At 68.7% G+C, this 16,214-nt stretch carries 15 protein-coding genes; 10 read left to right on the forward strand and 5 right to left on the reverse strand.

The annotated features are described in order from the left end of the window. Window positions 1-85: 85 nt before the first annotated feature. The gene (locus RQG82_RS18335; RefSeq protein ID WP_311260233.1) at window positions 86-784 is read right to left on the reverse strand and encodes a helix-turn-helix domain-containing protein; all 699 of its coding nucleotides are present in this window, start codon (window positions 782-784) and stop codon (window positions 86-88) included. After that, on the reverse strand, window positions 781-2,322 hold the full coding sequence (locus RQG82_RS18340) for an APC family permease (RefSeq protein ID WP_311260234.1): 1,542 nt from the start codon (window positions 2,320-2,322) through the stop codon (window positions 781-783). The genes RQG82_RS18335 and RQG82_RS18340 overlap by 4 nt, the downstream gene beginning before the upstream one ends. Before the next feature lie 237 nt (window positions 2,323-2,559). Here RQG82_RS18340 and RQG82_RS18345 point away from each other — a divergent pair, with 237 nt between their 5' ends. The 4 genes from RQG82_RS18345 to RQG82_RS18360 are packed head-to-tail and all read left to right on the forward strand — an operon-like array spanning window position 2,560 to window position 6,867. Continuing rightward, window positions 2,560-4,032, forward strand: coding sequence for an APC family permease (locus RQG82_RS18345; protein WP_311260235.1), 1,473 nt, complete (start codon window positions 2,560-2,562; stop codon window positions 4,030-4,032). A gap of 59 nt (window positions 4,033-4,091) precedes the next feature. After that, a complete protein-coding gene (locus tag RQG82_RS18350) occupies window positions 4,092-5,231 on the forward strand; it encodes a tyramine oxidase subunit B (protein ID WP_311260236.1) in 1,140 nt (379 codons plus the stop codon). Continuing rightward, window positions 5,228-6,439, forward strand: coding sequence for an N-methyl-L-tryptophan oxidase (solA, locus tag RQG82_RS18355; protein ID WP_311260237.1), 1,212 nt, complete (start codon window positions 5,228-5,230; stop codon window positions 6,437-6,439). Before RQG82_RS18350 ends, solA begins: the two co-directional genes overlap by 4 nt. A 17-nt stretch (window positions 6,440-6,456) precedes the next feature. After that, on the forward strand, window positions 6,457-6,867 hold the full coding sequence (locus tag RQG82_RS18360) for a RidA family protein (RefSeq protein ID WP_311260238.1): 411 nt from the start codon (window positions 6,457-6,459) through the stop codon (window positions 6,865-6,867). 51 nt (window positions 6,868-6,918) lie between these two features. On the opposite strand, the gene RQG82_RS18365 is transcribed toward RQG82_RS18360, so the two are convergent. After that, on the reverse strand, window positions 6,919-7,872 hold the full coding sequence (locus RQG82_RS18365) for a WYL domain-containing protein (protein ID WP_311260239.1): 954 nt from the start codon (window positions 7,870-7,872) through the stop codon (window positions 6,919-6,921). Window positions 7,873-7,973: 101 nt separating this feature from the next. Between RQG82_RS18365 and RQG82_RS18370 the strand changes: the two genes are divergently transcribed. Beyond that, window positions 7,974-8,435, forward strand: a complete 462-nt coding sequence (locus tag RQG82_RS18370; RefSeq protein WP_311260240.1) for a VOC family protein — start codon at window positions 7,974-7,976, stop codon at window positions 8,433-8,435. Between the two features lie 248 nt (window positions 8,436-8,683). Here the strand turns inward: RQG82_RS18370 and RQG82_RS18375 are convergent, their stop codons facing one another. After that, a complete protein-coding gene (locus RQG82_RS18375) occupies window positions 8,684-10,180 on the reverse strand; it encodes a serine/threonine-protein kinase (RefSeq protein WP_311260241.1) in 1,497 nt (498 codons plus the stop codon). Between the two features lie 264 nt (window positions 10,181-10,444). Here RQG82_RS18375 and RQG82_RS18380 point away from each other — a divergent pair, with 264 nt between their 5' ends. The 5 genes from RQG82_RS18380 to RQG82_RS18400 all read left to right on the forward strand — a co-directional run bounded on the left by RQG82_RS18380 (window position 10,445) and on the right by RQG82_RS18400 (window position 14,606). Continuing rightward, the gene (locus RQG82_RS18380; RefSeq protein WP_311260242.1) at window positions 10,445-10,672 is read left to right on the forward strand and encodes a DUF2188 domain-containing protein; all 228 of its coding nucleotides are present in this window, start codon (window positions 10,445-10,447) and stop codon (window positions 10,670-10,672) included. Window positions 10,673-10,707: 35 nt separating this feature from the next. After that, window positions 10,708-11,430: a 3-keto-5-aminohexanoate cleavage protein gene (locus tag RQG82_RS18385; protein ID WP_311260243.1), complete on the forward strand. Its 723-nt coding sequence runs from the start codon at window positions 10,708-10,710 to the stop codon at window positions 11,428-11,430. Between the two features lie 360 nt (window positions 11,431-11,790). Next, window positions 11,791-12,975, forward strand: a complete 1,185-nt coding sequence (locus RQG82_RS18390; RefSeq protein ID WP_311260244.1) for an aminotransferase class I/II-fold pyridoxal phosphate-dependent enzyme — start codon at window positions 11,791-11,793, stop codon at window positions 12,973-12,975. Between the two features lie 345 nt (window positions 12,976-13,320). After that, window positions 13,321-13,848: a PadR family transcriptional regulator gene (locus RQG82_RS18395; RefSeq protein ID WP_311260245.1), complete on the forward strand. Its 528-nt coding sequence runs from the start codon at window positions 13,321-13,323 to the stop codon at window positions 13,846-13,848. After that, window positions 13,848-14,606 (forward strand): alpha/beta hydrolase, encoded by a 759-nt coding sequence (locus tag RQG82_RS18400; protein WP_311260246.1) that lies wholly within the window; start codon window positions 13,848-13,850, stop codon window positions 14,604-14,606. Before RQG82_RS18395 ends, RQG82_RS18400 begins: the two co-directional genes overlap by 1 nt. 102 nt (window positions 14,607-14,708) lie before the next feature. Here RQG82_RS18400 and RQG82_RS18405 read toward each other — a convergent pair whose 3' ends face one another. After that, on the reverse strand, window positions 14,709-15,896 hold the full coding sequence (locus RQG82_RS18405; RefSeq protein ID WP_311260247.1) for an aminotransferase class I/II-fold pyridoxal phosphate-dependent enzyme: 1,188 nt from the start codon (window positions 15,894-15,896) through the stop codon (window positions 14,709-14,711). Window positions 15,897-16,214 lie beyond the last annotated feature (318 nt).

Below are 16,214 nucleotides of genomic sequence, written 5' to 3' on the forward strand. Positions count from 1 at the left end.
GCGGGGCATGGCCAGTCTACCGGGGGATGCCGTGGGCCCGGACTCGTGCGTCGGGGCGACGGGTGCCGGCATCCGCTGCTCGCGTCTACGTCAGGAGCGGCCCGAGCTCCCGTGCAGCCGCGATGACGGAGAGGGCGATCGAATCGGATTCGTCGATGTATCTGCGCGGACCCGAGTAGGACAGTGCTCCGGCAAGCGCGCCGGAGGCGTCGGTGATCGGCGCGACCAGACACCCCCGCTGGCCGTCGCGAGTGCGGATCACGCCCTGCTCGCGGAGCTCGGTGACGAGGTCGTCGGCGACGTGCTCCCCGCGGACGATTTCCCCTCGCACGACGAGTGGCAGCAGACCCAGCGCGTATCGGGTGGGCTCGTGCTGCAGGCCCAGCCGGTTCGAGAGTGGAAAGTCGGGGTCCTCATCGGCGATGACGACTCTGCCGTCGCGGTAGAGGACGAGGTGGATGCCACCCCGCGCGCTCGCCCTGGTGCGCTCGAGGACGTCGCGTGCGGCACGGGGGACGCGCTCGACGGCGATGCTGCCGGCCAGCAACGCCACTTTCGTGCCCAGGGCGAAACCGGTGAGATCCGGTGTCCGGACGAGGTATTCGTCCTGCACCAGCAGATTGAGCAGGCGATAGGTCGTCGCGCGCGGCATCCCCAGATGCTCGGCGAGTTGCCGCGCGGTGACGCCGGCTCCCATCGCCGCGACGGCTTCGAGCATCGACAGCGCACTGTGGATGGCGGTGGGCTGGCGGGCCGAGATCGATACCCCGTCACCGCCCGTCATCCGTCGGCGTCCCCCGGTTCGCCCCCGTTTGCGCTGCTGCTGCCGTCGCCCGCGCTGCCGTCGCCTGCGCTGCCACTGCGCGCGACACCGCCGAGCACGTGAGCGGCGACTGGCTCGTCGTAGCGTCCGACTTCACCTATGGGCGAGCGCCGTCGCCACCGGATCAGTGCCGCCGCGATGACGGCGATGCCGACGGTGAGCCAGACTCCTGGATTCCCCGCCGTGGCCTCCGCGGCGAGATAGACGGTCAGGCATCCCGTCAGTGCCGCCGCCGCGCTGACGGCCACGATCACGGATCCGGCGGTGACCTCTCCGATGCGACGCAGGAACAGTGGCGCGGCGATGCAGACCAGCACGTAAGCGACGATGTAGCCCGAGGCCGAGATCAGCAGGACGGCCTTCATCGCGTCCCATGGCGACACCCCGGCCGCGACGACCGCGATCGGGATCAGGGTGATCGGCGGGGCTGCGACGGCGATCGCGCCGACCGGAGTGCGGTGACGGCGGTGAGTGCGTCCCAGCTCGGTCGGGGCCACGCCGTCGCGGGCGAGTGCGAACACAATGCGGGTGAGGGCGGTCGTCGATGCGATGGCGCAGGCCAGGCCCGAGGTGGCGATGCCGACGTCCGCGACGGCGGCCCAGGCGGAGAGACCGAAACGCGACGCCAGCTCATCGAGGAGCGCGACCGAAGTCGTCCCCCCGATCGCGTCCGCCCCGGCGATCTGCGTGTAGCCGGCTATGAGGTAGAAGACGCCGGCCACGCCGACGCTCCACACGATGGCGCGGGGGATGTTCTTCAGGGGCGAGCGCGCTTCGACGCCGAGCGTCGCCGAGCTCTCGAAACCGACGAACGCTGTGATCGCGAGCACTGCGCCCCCGGCGACGCCCGCCACCGATACGTCCTCGGGCGAGAAGATCGCCGCCGGATGGATCGGTCCGATCTGCACGAGGAGCACGATCAGAAGGAGCAGGATCAGCGCGACGCTGACGAGTTCGACGACGAGAGCGACCCGGGATGAGAGACGGATGCCACGCACGAGAACGATCGCGAGCACCGCTGCCTCGATGACCAGAGCGCCGAGAGCGATCGGGGTCGCGGGGAGCTGCGGCCACAGCCTGGTCACGAGCATCGTCGCGTAGTGCGCACCGCCCAGGAGCGCGAAGACCGAGATGAAGGCGTACCCGACGACGATCGCCGCGCCTGTCGCGAGCCCGGCGGTCGTGCCGAGTCCCCGGGCGGCATAGGTGTAGAGCGAGCCGCTGGCGGCGAACCGCCGCGTGAACTGGTTGATCGTCCGAGCGACCAGGAACGTGATGATCGTCGCGAGGGCCATCACGAGAACCGTCGCTCCGCCGGCCAGATCCGCGACCATCAGCACGGCCATGGCCGACGCCGCAGCCGGGGCGATGGCGGCGACCGACTGCGCGAGGACGTCGGCGAAACCCACGGTGTGCCTGTCGAGTCCGTGCAGCGGTGAGCGGGCGGCGAACGATCGAACGGCCTCCGGGCGTTCGATCGCCTCTTCGAGTGCAGACATGGGGCCTCCGCTTGTTGCGCGATGAACGCTCCTGCGCGATGGGAAGAGGCTACGAGCGATCGGTTGCAGGGACGCTTCAGTCGTGTTTCGCGCAGATCTCGCCCGAATGAGACAGCCCGTATTCGAGTGTCCCGTTCGCGGCGACCGCAGACGTCACTCCGGCGAGACGGGCGGGAAATCCCGCCGCGGCAGGGTGGGGGAACCGCTCCACTCCGCTTCTCTCAGAAGGGTTTGCACATGGTCCAGATTCAGCCCAGCGCCACCGAGGCCTCCCCGAAGAAGGTCCTGTCGGGATCGCTCGGTGCTACGGCGATCGTCTTCATGGTCGTCGCCGCCGCCTCGCCACTGACTGTCATCGGCGGGTCGGCCCCGCTCGGCATCCTGCTCGGAAACGGGTCGGGGTTCCCGGCGCTGTATGCGATCAGCGCCGTCGTTCTCGTGCTCTTCGCCGTCGGCGTCTCCGCGATGGCCAAGCACGTCCCCAACCCCGGGGCGTTCTTCACCTACGTCGGATATGGCCTCGGACGCTCGACCGGTCTCGCGTCCGCCTGGATCGCCATGCTCACGTATACGACGATCCAGGTGTCCGTGTACGGGTACATGGGCTACGTGCTGAGCTTCACTTTCGAGGGGTTCGGCATCACGCTCCCATGGTGGCTGTACTCGATCGCCGTCGTCGCGCTCGTCGGGTTCCTCGGCTATCGCCACATCGATCTGTCCAGCAAAGTGCTCGGCGTCCTGCTCTGCGCCGAGGTCGGAATCGTCCTCCTTCTCGTCGCGGCGGTCGTGATCTCCGGTGGCCCCGAAGGTCTGAGCCTGGCACCGTTCGAGCCGAAGAACGTCGCGAGCGGTTCCCCCGGCGTCGGCCTCATGATGGCGATCGCCGCCTTCATCGGGTTCGAGGCGACCGCCGTCTTCCGCAGCGAGGCGCGCGATCCCGACCGCACTATCCCCCGCGCCACCTATATGGCCGTGATCGGCGTCGGTGTGTTCTACACCCTCGCCTCGTGGGGCCTCGTCATGGCGTGGGGACCCTCGAACATCCTGGAAGAGGCCGCGGCCGACCCGGGAACGCTCATCCTCCGCACGATGTCGGCGTACCTCGGCGCCACCGGCGAGATCATCACGAACATCCTCCTCATCACCGCGATGTTCGCCTGCGTGCTGTCTTTCCACAACGTCGTCGCCCGTTACCAGTACTCCATGGCGGGCGCCGGCGTGCTGCCCGACCGGGTGGGCGCCGTGCACCCGCGGCACATGTCTCCGCACGTGTCCTCGCTCGTGCAGAGCATCACCGCGATCGTCCTCGTCGCGCTGTTCGCCATTCTGCAGCTCGACCCGGTGCTGCAGGTGTTCACATGGTTCGCCGGGGTCGCGACCGTGGCGATCGCCCTCCTGATGGCGGTCACCTCGATCGCGGTCATCGTCTACTTCGCGAGGACACGCAAGGACCGGAGGCTCTGGAACACCGTGATCGCCCCGGTGCTCGGTTTCATCGGCCTGGTGCTCTCTGTGGTCATGATCGTCGTCTACTTCCCGATCATGGTCGGCGATGCGGATGCCACAGGCGCGCCCGTGTTCGGCGCGGTCAGCTGGAGTCTGCTCGGGCTGGTGATCGTCTTCCCCCTCATCGGGTACGCCCAGGCCGCGTGGATCAGAGCCCGCAGGCCCGCGGCATACGCCAAGCTCACCGACGCCATCGCCGGCTGAGGCGCACCGTGAGCGCGACCGACACACTCTCCCCCACCCCCTCGACGAGAAGGACCGTCATGCCCCTGCCCCACGTGGATTTCCTCTACCTCTCCGAAGCCGACATGATCGCGGCCGGAGTGACCGATATGCACCAGTGCGTCGACACCATGGAGGAGATGTTCGCACTGTTCGCCGCCGGCGATTACCGCATGACCGGTGAGAGCAACGATTCGCACGGCGCGATGATGACGTTCCCCGAGGCGTCGCCGTTCCCGAACATGCCGGTGCCCACTGAGGACCGACGGTTCATGGCGATGCCGGCCTACCTCGGCGGCGACTTCCAGACGACTGGCGTGAAGTGGTACGGATCCAACATCGCCAACCGCGAGAAGGGTCTGCCGCGGTCGATCCTCATGTTCACGCTCAACGACACCGACACCGGAGCGCCACTCGCCTTCATGTCGGCGAACCTGCTGTCGGCGTACCGGACGGGCGCCGTGCCGGGGGTCGGTGCGCGGCACTTCGCCCGCAAGGACTCGCGCGTCGCGGGGATCGCCGGGCCCGGCGTCATGGCACGCACGGTGCTCCTGGCCTTCATGGATGCGTGCCCGCTGATCGACACGCTGAAGATCAAGGGGCGAGGGGCGGAGAGCCTCTCGCGCTTCCAGGAGTGGGTGCGCGAGGAGTTCCCGACGATCACAACGATCGAGGTCGTCGACTCGATCGAGGACGTCGTCCGGGGGAGCGACCTGGTGAGCTTCTGCACCACGGGCACCGGTGCTGGTGGATCGGCGAGCTACCCGACGATCCAGCGGGAGTGGATCACGCCAGGGGCGTTCTTCGCGATGCCGTCCCTGTGCAACACCGACGACTCGCTGCTGGACAGCGACATCACGAAGGTCGTCGATGCGTACGGGTTGTACGAGACCTGGCATGAGGAGTTCCCGAAGCCGTCGTTCGAGCACATTCCGATGGTCGGACAGAAGTGGATGGATCTCGTGAAGGCCGGGGAGCTCTCACGTGACGAGCTCGTCGACATCGGCGATGTCGTCTCCGGAAAGCGGCCCGGTCGGCAGAGCGACGATGAGATCGTCATCATGTCGGTCGGCGGGATGCCGGTGGAGGACGTCGCGTGGGGGACGAAGGTGTATCGCAACGCCCTTGAGCGCGGCATCGGCCAGAAGCTGAACCTGTGGACCGAGCCGGCTCTCGCATGAGTGCGGCAGAGGTCATCCGGACCGTCGACGTCGCGGTGGTCGGTGCAGGGTCCATGGGATCGATGGCGCTGTGGCACCTCGCGAAATCGACGGGGCTGTCGGTGCTGGGCATCGAGCAGTACGGCCCGGCGCACGGCCACGCAGCCTTCGCCGGTGAGTCGCGTCTGTTCCGCGCGGCCAACAAGGAGGGGCCGCTGTACACGGCGGCGGCCCTCGAGGCCAGGGCGCTGTGGACCGAGCTGGAGCGTGAGACCGGCCGCCAGCTGCTGCTGAAGACCGGCGTCCTCGCGATCGCGCCGGAGGGACATCCGTTCCTCGAGTCCACGCAGCGATCGATCGTGGAGGGCGATCTGCCGCACCGGTACCTCGATGCCGCGGAGCTCCGCCGTGAGTATCCGCAGTTCACCGTCGAGGACGGCGACATCGGCATCATGGACGTGCTCGGCGGCGGGTTGCGCTCAGAGCTGGCGGTGGCGACCGCGCAGCGGGCGGCGATCAGCCGCGGGGCGGAGATCCTCTACAACACCCGGGTGCTCGGCATCGATGAGGGCGAGAGCGGTGTCGTGATCTCGACATCCGAGGGGATCGTCCACGCGCAGAAGGTGATCGTGACGACCGGTGCGTGGACGACGAGGATCGTGCCGGAGCTGCGCGATCTGGTGAGTGCGATCGCCATCCCGCTCACGTGGTTCATGCCGGAGGACATCAGCCAGTTCACCCTCGATCGCTTCCCCTGCTGGATGCGTGACCTGGACGGCGACCATGCCTTCGGCGTTCCCACACTCGACGGCTACTCGGTCAAGATCGCCCCCACGACGCGCATCGAGACGATCGAGGACCCCGCCGCAGATCCCCGCGAACTGTCGCGCGAGCAGTTGAGGGAATGCACGGCGATCGCCACTCGGATGTTCCCCGGCGTCCTGCCCGAGGTGGTCCGGTCGTCCATCCACCCGGAGTCGACGACGGCCGATCATGTCCCGATCCTCGATGTCTCCGCGTCGGGGCGGATCGTCATCGGAGCCGGGTTCTCCGGCAATGGCTTCAAGTTCTCGCCCGCCTACGGACGAGTACTGGCGCAACTCGCCGAGAGCGGGACGAGTGCGCTGCAGCATCCCCTGTTCACGCTCGATCACCACCGACGCCGTGCTCAGGCGCGCGCCGAGGATCTTGTGCTCGCAGACGACTATCCGGTCCTCCAGGGCCACTGACACGAAAGACGGAACCTTTGATCATCACCAGTGTGAAGAGCGGAAGCAAGTTCGAGACCCTCGCGAGCTACTCGCGCGCCGTCGCGATCGGCGACTGGATCTTCGTCTCGAACACCGCCGGTATCGACTACGAAACGAGGACCCTGCCGGACACGGCGGCAGAGCAGCTGCGTCTCGCGATCGCCACCGTCGCGCGGGCGCTCGCCGCCGTGGATTCATCGCTCTCCGATGTCGTCCGGATCCAGGTCTTCGTTCCCGATGCGTCCGATCAGGACGAGACGATCGAGGTGCTCGGCGAGCTGTTCCGCGGCATCGACCCGGCGCTCACCATGACGCGCAGCCCGCTCGCGGGCGAGTACAAGGCCGAGGTCGAGGTGACGGCGCACCGTGGGGCGGGGGTGGCGCGGCGTACGCAGATCGACCTGTGAGCACTCGGCGACTCGGGGTGCGGGGTCTCGGATGCGGTCAGGGCTGACCGGTCAGCGGACCTCGCCCGCGTCGGACAGGCGTCGCGAGAGGGCGGTCGCGGCGTCGCGCAGCTCGGACGGGCCCTCGATGCGGAACGGGGCGTCCAAAGACGCGAGGAACGCGAGCACTCCGTTCCACGACCACGAGCCGACGGCGACACGGCAGCGCGCATCGTCGATCGGGACGGCTGTGCCGTCGACGCCCAGCCATCGAGCGACCTCGCGGGCGGGCAGGTCGACCTCGACCCGCCCGACATGCGGCCACTCGTCGCGCCCGGTCGATCCCTTCGCCCGCGCCGCGAGGTAGGTCTGCGCGTCGGCCGCGGGCAGCTCACGCGGAGTGAAACCGGGGCCGGTCGGGATGCGCGGGGTCATGCGATCGAGTCGGAACGTGCGCCAGTCTTCGGCCTCGAGATCCCAGGCGAGCAGGTACCAGCGGCCCTCCCGCGCGACGACGGCGTGCGGTTCGGTGCGCCGGGCAGGTCGGTCGTGGCGCTCGCCGTAGTCGAAGCGCAGCACGAGTCGATCGCGCACGGCTGCGCTCGCCGCCTCGAGCACCGCCGGATCCACGCGGGTCTCGTTCTCGACCCCGGTGAAGCGGATGCCGTCCACGCGGTGTCGCAGGCGAGAGGGCATCACCTGCCGCACCGTCGCGAGCGCCCGCGCGGCTCCCTCGTCGATGTCGATACCTGTGGCCGGCACGCTCTGCAACGCGACCGCGATGGCGACCGCCTGCTCGTCGTCGAAGAGAAGAGGAGGAAGCTCCGAACCGGCGGCGAGCCGGTATCCGCCGTCCGGACCCTTGATGGCGCTGATCCGGTATCCCAGCTCGCGCAGCCGATCGACGTCTCGTCGCACTGTGCGAGGTGTCACGTCGAGGCGGTCGGCCAGCACCTGACCCGGCCAGTCGCGCTGCGTCTGCAGCAGCGACAGCAGGGCGAGCATGCGCGAGGAGCTGCCGGTCATGCATCCATTCTGCGACAGGTAGAGGACCGAAACTGTCCTCTTCTGCTGTGAGTGTTGGTTTCGACGGCATCCCCGCCGTTCCAGACGATCGAGGAGACACCATGTCCATCGCAACCACCACCCACCTGAACTTCCGGGGCACCGCCCGTCAGGCGCTCGAGTTCTACGCCGGCGTGTTCGGCGGCGAGGTCACACTCGCCACCTATGGCGACTTCGGGATGCCCGCGGGCGTGCCCGGCGCCGACAAGATCGTGTTCGGGCAGGTCGAGAACGCCGACGGCCTGCGGCTGATGGCATACGACATCCCCGGTGCGGATGACTCCGCCACGACCGCGGGCACGACTTCGCGCGAGAACGGGATGACCCTCACCGACCGCACGTTCTTCCAGTCGCTGCGCGCCGACTCGCTCGACGAGCTCACCGGGTATTGGGACGCTCTCGCAGACGGCGCCTCGATCGTCGAGCCGCTGGCCGCGTCGGCGTGGTCGCCCGGATTCGGCATGCTCACCGACCGCTTCGGCGTGACATGGGTGCTCGACGTGCGGGCCGAATACGCGGGCTGACGCACAGCGAGACTGTCGCGCCGTCGGCGGCCGAGCGGCGGCGCCGACGGTGGAGATGTTGAGTTGGCACCTGATGTCGGTGTTCCGAGGGATACCGACCAGAGGTGCCAACTCATGCGACGGTCGACTTCTTGGGTTGGCACCTGCAGTCGGTGTTCGGAGTGGATACCGACGGGAGGTGTCAACCGAGGCGCGGAACCCATCCGGCCGCCAGCACGAACCCGCCGAGCGCGAAGGGTTCGCCAGTGCTACTTGTCCTTCTCCTTCGGCGCCTTGCCGTTGGACTGGCCCTTGTCGGAGTTCCCCGAGTTCCCGGAGTTCCCCGGGTTCCCGGAGTTCCCCGGGTTGCCCTTGTCGGCCTTGTCTTCTTTGTTGCCGTTGCCCTGATTGCCCGAGTCGGTGACGACCTCGACCGGTGCGGCGGGGGCCTCTTCGGTCACAGTCTCTGCGGGTGTGGTCTCCGCCGGCGTCACGGCGGTGCGAGCCGTCACAGCCGAGGCGAGGCGGCCGAGATCGGGGTTCGGCGCGGTGAAGGCTGCGAGACCCACGACGAGTGCGCCCGTCGCGACGAGTCCCGCTGCGCCGACGAGCATTCGTCGGCGGGGGTGGGGGCGCGCGCGCACTCGCGTCGGCGAGAGTGACGACGCATCGAGCACCGCCGTCGCGCCGGTGGTGCCGGCGATCTGCGTCGTCCGGGTCGTCGGGCTGGCAGCGGCCTCCGGCGCCACCGGCGGTGCGGCGCTGTCGCCCGGCTGACCGACGACAGGCTCACTCGGCCGAGTCTCGCCGCGGGCTGAATGCGCACCGGCATCCTCCACCGGCGCCGTGCTCCCCACAGGATCCGCTCCGGCCGACGCGACGATGGCTGCCGCCGCCGCGGCGACTGCGGAACCGTCGGCGTCAGACGCGTAGCCCCGCAGCAGACCTCGCGCTGCACGAGCGACCTCGACCGCCGTCGGCCGCTCTTCGGGCTCGAGCCGCGTCATGCGGGTCAGCAGATCGCGCCATTCTTCGGGCACCGTCTGCGAGATCGTCGGTGGCTGCGCGAGGCGGGCGATCGCTGCCGCGCGTCCGGAGCCGAGCGCGGCATACCCGGTCTCACCCGACAGGGCCTCGAGCACGACCAGGCCCAGCGCGAAGATGTCGACCGGAGTGCTGGGGTCGGCGTCGCGCAGTTGCTCCGGCGCCATATAGGTGAGCGTGCCGAGCACGATCCCGGGAGTGGTGAGCCGGGTGTTCTCGATCGAGCAGGCGATGCCGAAGTCGGCGAGCTTCGCGGCGAGGGGGCGGCCGGAGCGACCCCGAGCGAGCAGCACGTTCGACGGCTTGACGTCACGGTGCACGATCCCGGCCGCGTGCACCGCGGCCAGGCCTTCGGCGAGGTCGCGCGTGATGCGCGCGACGTCTCGGGGAGGCAGGGGGCCCTCGGCCATGCGCCCGGCGAGGGTCGGTCCGTCGACGAACTCCATGACGAGGTATTGGGGCCGCCCGGGGACGAGCTGCGCGTCGTACAGCGTCACGAGCGACGGGTGGCTCAGCGACGCGAGAAGCGCCTTCTCGGTGTGCGCCCGCTCGATCGACGCGACCGGACCCTCACCGTGGATCATCTTGATGGCCACGATGCGCCCGAGGTGCGTGTCCTCCGCGCGGTAGACGGTCGCCATGCCGCCCTGCCCGACGCGGTCGTGCAACACGTACCGTCCGTCGAGGAGTGCCGCCGTGGGCGAGATCACTTCCAACGTCATCACTTGCTCCCTGCAGATGCATCCGGGTCATGCATGCATGAGACGACCGTATATCGGTTGGCTGACCATCGTCATCGGGGTTGACGTGACGGGAAATCAGTGGGTGCGGTCGGCTCGGGGTGAGCGATGCGGGGTCGAATCGGCACGGGAAACGACGGAGTCCGATGCGTTTCTGACCCCAATCGAACGCCCGGCACGCTGTCAAGGGTCTCTCCCGGTGTGCGGCCCCTCGCGTAGAAAGGAGGCAGATCGAAAGGACGTGGCATGGCCGCAGGCGACATCGAGACCTTCCAGCGTGACGGGATCTGGTTCAACCGCATCGAGGGCGAATCCCGCACCCTGGGTTCGAGCTTCGAGACCCAGGACGAAGCCGTCCGGGCCGGCCGCGGAGCAGCGGCCGCGCGCCAGGTGCGGCACACCGTGCGCACAGCCGAGGGGCCATCCGACACCGGAAACCTGCACGACTGGCATCCGCGCGACCTCATGAACTGATGGGCCCTGATTCTGTGGAGCGATCAGAGCGACGGATGCTGTTGCAGGTCTGCATCAACGGCGCCCGGTCGGCGACGGAGCATCCGGCGTTGAGCGCCGACGCGACCCTTGCTGGTGCCGACGCGGCGCGGGCGGTGGCCGTAGGAGCGAACGAGATCCACGTGCACCCGAAGGATGCCGCGGGGCGCGACAGCTTGGCTGCCGGCGACGTCGAACGGTGGTTGCGAGCCCTGAGGGCCGCGTGCCCCGACGTGCCGATCGGTGTGACGACCGGAGCCTGGATCGAGTCTGACGTCGAGCGGCGGCTGGCCGCGATCGCGGAGTGGACGGAACTCCCCGACTTCGCATCCGTCAACTGGCACGAGGCCGGCGCCGACCACGTGGCCGAGCTGCTGCTGAGCCGAGGTGTCGGAGTCGAAGCGGGCATCTGGGACGCCACAGGACTCGAGGCCTGGAGCCAGTCACCGGTCCGCAGCCGGTGCACACGCGTGCTGATCGAGCTCCCCGACGAGGCCGTCGAGGTCGTGCGGCACCATGCCGAGGGGCTGATCGCGCACGCCCGGCTCGACGAGCCCAGCATCCCGATCCTGCTCCATGGAGAGCTGCGATCGGCATGGCCCGCGTTCTCGCTCGCCGTCGAGCTCGAGCTCGATTCGCGCATCGGACTCGAAGACACGCTCTCTCTGCCCGACGGGCGGACGGCCCCCGACAACGCGACGCTGGTGCGCACCGCGAGCGGGATCGCCTTCGCCGGCTGACGCGGTCGACCAGCTCCGCAGCGCCGTCCCACGACGCACGACCCTGCGACGAACGGCGCTGAAGCATGCTCCAGCGGCGACCTCGAAACGTTCGCTGCACACGCTCCTCGCGCCGGCATCCCGATTGTCACTCGCCGACACGGGAATCGCGCGACGGCAGGGTCGTCCTTAGTGTGGAAGCTCTGGCTGTGAAGGAGTACTCGTGTCTGAGATCGACCCCGACCGCTGGCCGCGCCGGTCGCTCGGCGACGGCAATCGCGTGAGCAGCCGTGGTGCTGGTGCTGGTGCTGGTGGTGCTGGTGCTGGTGCTGGTGCTGGTGCCGTCGTCCGATGTCGATTCGTGGGCTGAGGCCGCTCGCCATGACTGACGACCGCGCGCGCGCCGACCCGCATCCGTTCGACTCCCGCCGCAGGTTCGACCTCGATCGGCCCGAGAGTCGCAAGTGGAGCCTGCACCCTGGGCGCATCGGCGCGTGGGTCGCCGAGATGGACTTCGGAGTCGCGCCGGTGATCGCCGACGCGATGCATCGGGCGATCGACGAGGAGAACCTCGGATACCTGTCGCCGCCTCTTGCCGCCCGGCTGGGTGAGGCGACCGCCGAGTGGATGCAGGGGGAGTACGGCTGGGCGATCGACCCAGAGCGCGTGCATCCCGTGTCTGATGTGATGGCCGCGCTGCGCGTCGCGGTCGAGGAATATGCGCCCGCCGGTTCGCCGGTCATCGTGCCGACACCCGCATATATGCCGTTTCTGACATATCTGCCCGCGATCGGACACCCGGTGATCGAGATCCCCGGTGTCGAGGTCGACGGGCGCTGGCATCACGACCTGCAGCGCATCGACGAGGCGTTCGCCGCCGGTGCCCGCACGCTCGTGCTCTGCAACCCGCACAACCCGACCGGAACCGTCGTCGAGCGATCTGAGCTCGAGGCGCTCGCCGAGATCGTGGAGCGCCACGGCGGGCGGGTGTTCGCGGATGAGATCCATGCGCCGCTGCGTTTCGACGGTCGGCCGTTCATCCCCTACGCGTCGGTGTCGGAGGCGACCGCCGCGCACACGGTCACCGGCACGAGCGCGTCGAAGGCGTGGAACATCCCCGGCCTCAAGACGGCTCAGCTGATCACCTCGAACGACGCCGACCAGCAGCTCTACCGTCGGTTCGGATTCTCCGTGCAGCACGGCGCCGCGACGCTCGGCGTGGTCGCGTCGACCGCGGCGTATCGCGAGGGCAAGCCGTGGCTCGACGGGGTGCTCTCGTACCTCTCCGAATCGCGACACCTTCTGGGTTCTCTTGTCGCCGAGCATCTTCCCGGCGCGATCTATCGCGAACCGGACGCGACCTACATCGGCTGGATCGACACGAGCGCGTTGGGGATCGACGGCGCTCCCGCCGCGTTCTTCCGCGACCACGCCGGGGTCGTGCTGACCGAGGGGGCGCTGCTCGGACGCGGGTACGAGGACTTCGTGCGCGTCGTGTTCGCGACTCCCCGGCCAATCCTGCGCGAGGCGTTCGCGGCGATGGGGGATGCCGTCCGCTCGCGCTGATGCGTTGTCCGTCGCATCTCGGGGTGGATGCGGGGTCAATTACGCACCTCGGGGCGGACGCGGGGTCAGTTACGCATCCGAAACGCTGAGTTCCGGTGCGAAACTGACCCCGCGTGGCGCCCGTGATGGCACCCGGCACCCGGCACCCGGCACCGGCACCCGGCAACCGGCACCGGCACCGGCGCCGGCGCCGGCATCCGCTCTCGCGGACGGATGCGGGGTCAAGAACGCATGCGAAACGCTGAGTTCCGGTGCATTATCGACCCCGCACTGGCGCCTGCACCTGTGCGTGGGTGGTGAACCGCATACTTGTGTGGTCCGATATGTGTGTGGTCCTATATCAACATGCAACTCCGTCACGCCGTTCTCGGCCTCCTCGACATCGCTCCGCAGAGTGGATACGACCTCGGTCGGGCGTTCGACCGATCCGTCGCGCACTTCTGGAACGCCGACCAGTCGCAGATCTACCGCACCCTCGACCGCCTCGAGGCAGACGGCGCGATCGAGACCGAGACGATCCCGCAGCAAGGCAAGCCGGATCGCCGAGTGCACTCGCTGACCGACCTGGGTCGAGCCGAGCTCGCGCAGTGGCTCAGCACTCCGCTCGAGAGCCTGAAACCGAAGGAGCCGTTCCTCGCCCGGCTGTTCTTCGCCGAGTCGCTCGGCGTCGACGGCATCCTGGCCCTGCTCGACGAACGTGAGGCGGCGGTGCGTGAGGGGCTCGACCAGCTGCGCGCGCTTCCCACTGCGAGGGGCGACCTCGGCGCCGTCTTGCGCATGGCGACTCTGGATGCCGGCATCCAACAGGGTGAGGCCGAGCTCGCATGGCTGCACTCGACGCGCGCATCGATTGTCGCGGTCGGAGACGCCTGATGGATGCCGCGTACCCGATCGAGCACGGGGAGCGCACGGGCGAGTCGATCATCCTGCTGCACGGCGGCAACGTGGGCGGCTGGATGTGGGAACCGCAGGTCGAGCGTCTCGCCGGGAGGCACCTGATCACTCCGGATGCCATCGGCTTCAACACCCGCGCCGCCGAAGCCTGGTCGGGTCTTGCCGGGGCTGCCGATGACGTGGCGTCGATCATCCGCGAGCGCGCGGTCGGTGGGCGAGCACACGTCGTGGGGCTGTCGATGGGGGCGGTCATCGCCGTGCACCTGGTGGCGCGGCATCCTGATCTGGTGCGCTCATGCATGGTCACCGGGGCGATGATGCTCGGCGTCACAGGTGCCCAGCGCCGCGTGGCCGAACTGCAGTTGCGTGCCTGGGATCGGCGATGGTTCTGGCGGATGCAGGCAGCGATGTTCCGGATTCCCGCCGATGCGCGCGAGCAGTTCATCTCTGCGGGCATGGGCGTGAGCGCGCAGACAGCGCACGCGATGTACGGGGAGATCTTCGACGGATCGATGCCGGAGGGCCGGTTCGACTACACGGGGCCGATGCTCGCGATCGCCGGAGAGCGGGAGCCGCGCGATGTGGCCAGGGCGTTCCCCGCGCTCGTGCGTGCGATGCCGCAGACCCGCACGTGGGTCGCGCCGCGGATGCGCCACGTCTGGAGCATCCAGGACCCAGACCTGTTCACCCAGACGATCGTCGACTTCGTCGACCGAGACGCCGTGCCCTCCGCGTGACGCGTGATCTTGCGGGGTCGATTTCGCATCGGAAACGGTGGATTCGGATGCTTTTCTGACCCCGCACGGGTCGAGGGCAGTGTCTGAGCGGGCGGACGCCGGCTACACGGCGCCTGAGCCAGCCGCGACCCGGTCGCGCAGCGCGGCGGCGATCCGGTCGACCGCCTCGATCATGACGGGGCGGGGCAGCGCGAAGACAAAACGCGTGTACCCGATGGCGGCCTCACCACAGGCGGCACCGTCCGTCATCGCGACTCCCGCGTGCTCACGGAACCACTCGCCGAGGTCGCCCGTCAGACCCGTCTGGCGGAAGTCGAGCAGCGCGATGTAACTGCCCTCGGGCACGATCATCCGCACGCCGGGCAGCTTCTCGTCGACGAGCTGCGCCAGCATCCGCCGGTTGCCGTCGAGGTACTCGACCACTCCATCGAGCCACTCGCGGCCGCCCGTGTACGCCGCGATGTTCGCGACGACACCGAGCGTCGAAGTTCCGTGCCCTGCCCAGAATCCGAGGCTCTCCCAGAGCGCGGCGTCGGCATCGTTCGAGAGGATGACCTGCGCGCACTTGAGGCCGGCGAGGTTCCACGCCTTCGACGCAGACGTCGCAGTCAGCGTGTGCGATGCTGCGGCATCCGACACCGAGGCATAGGGGATGTGCTGAGCCGGCGCGTAGACGATGGGTGCGTGGATCTCGTCGGAGAACACGCGGCCCCCGGCATCCGTCACGACCGAGGCGATCGCGAGCAGCTCGTCACGGGTCGCGACCGTGCCGAGGGGGTTGTGCGGGTTGCAGAGCACCAGCATCTCGCCGCCTTCGCGGAACGCCAGGGCGACGGCATCCAAGTCCATGACCCAGCGTCCGTCGACCTCGATGCTGGGCACTTCGATCACCCGGCGGTCGCGCATCGGCGGCACCAGCAGGAACGGCATGTATGCGGGAGTCGGCACGATGATCGCCGAGCCGGGAGCCGTGAAGTGCTCGATTGCCAGCTCGAACGCGGCGATCACATCGGGCACATGGTGCACCCGCTCGGGCGAGACTTCCCACCCGTACGAGTCGGAGTACCAGCGCGCCGTCGCCTGGGCGAGGTCCTTCGCGAGCTTCTCGGGGAGGTAGCCGGTGACGCCCAGGTCCAACGCCGACTTCGCCGCATCGCTGACGGCGGGGGCGAGGCCGAAGTCCATCTCGGCGACGAAAGCCCCGATCATGTCGGGGAAGGTCGTCCATTTCAAGCTGCCCGCGCTGCGCAGGTCGTCTTGCGTGATCAGGTCGAACGTGCCGGTGGTCATTCTTCAATCCTTCCATCCGCGGAGAGCCCTCGGCCCGTGTGCGGGAGGTTCGGGCCGTTCGCTCGGCCACACCCGCACGTCCGGATCACAGATGCATGCCGAGAACTCCTGATCGGGCATGCATCCGTGATCTGAGCCTGCATCTGTATGGGCCGCCTGGACGCGACCCCGCACCGAGTGTGGGATGCGTGCGGGGTCACTTGTGCATCGGAAACCGGCGGTGCGGATGCGTTTCTGACCCCGCACCGAGTGCGGAATGCGTGCGGGGTCACTTGTGCATCGGAAACCGGCGGTGCGGATGCGTTTCTGACCCCGCAC

Origin of the sequence: Microbacterium sp. WCS2018Hpa-9 (assembly GCF_031843745.1) — a bacterium.
GTDB lineage: Bacteria > Actinomycetota > Actinomycetes > Actinomycetales > Microbacteriaceae > Microbacterium.

Coding starts and splice junctions, on each gene's coding strand:
- solA (WP_311260237.1), top strand. CDS start 5,228: ATGAGTGCGGCAGAGGTCATCCGGACCGTCGACGTCGCGGTGGTCGGT.
- RQG82_RS18390 (WP_311260244.1), top strand. CDS start 11,791: ATGACTGACGACCGCGCGCGCGCCGACCCGCATCCGTTCGACTCCCGC.
- RQG82_RS18385 (WP_311260243.1), top strand. CDS start 10,708: ATGCTGTTGCAGGTCTGCATCAACGGCGCCCGGTCGGCGACGGAGCAT.
- RQG82_RS18375 (WP_311260241.1), bottom strand. CDS start 10,180: ATGACGTTGGAAGTGATCTCGCCCACGGCGGCACTCCTCGACGGACGG.
- RQG82_RS18400 (WP_311260246.1), top strand. CDS start 13,848: ATGGATGCCGCGTACCCGATCGAGCACGGGGAGCGCACGGGCGAGTCG.
- RQG82_RS18395 (WP_311260245.1), top strand. CDS start 13,321: ATGCAACTCCGTCACGCCGTTCTCGGCCTCCTCGACATCGCTCCGCAG.
- RQG82_RS18335 (WP_311260233.1), bottom strand. CDS start 784: ATGACGGGCGGTGACGGGGTATCGATCTCGGCCCGCCAGCCCACCGCC.
- RQG82_RS18405 (WP_311260247.1), bottom strand. CDS start 15,896: ATGACCACCGGCACGTTCGACCTGATCACGCAAGACGACCTGCGCAGC.
- RQG82_RS18350 (WP_311260236.1), top strand. CDS start 4,092: ATGCCCCTGCCCCACGTGGATTTCCTCTACCTCTCCGAAGCCGACATG.
- RQG82_RS18365 (WP_311260239.1), bottom strand. CDS start 7,872: ATGACCGGCAGCTCCTCGCGCATGCTCGCCCTGCTGTCGCTGCTGCAG.
- RQG82_RS18380 (WP_311260242.1), top strand. CDS start 10,445: ATGGCCGCAGGCGACATCGAGACCTTCCAGCGTGACGGGATCTGGTTC.
- RQG82_RS18370 (WP_311260240.1), top strand. CDS start 7,974: ATGTCCATCGCAACCACCACCCACCTGAACTTCCGGGGCACCGCCCGT.
- RQG82_RS18340 (WP_311260234.1), bottom strand. CDS start 2,322: ATGTCTGCACTCGAAGAGGCGATCGAACGCCCGGAGGCCGTTCGATCG.
- RQG82_RS18345 (WP_311260235.1), top strand. CDS start 2,560: ATGGTCCAGATTCAGCCCAGCGCCACCGAGGCCTCCCCGAAGAAGGTC.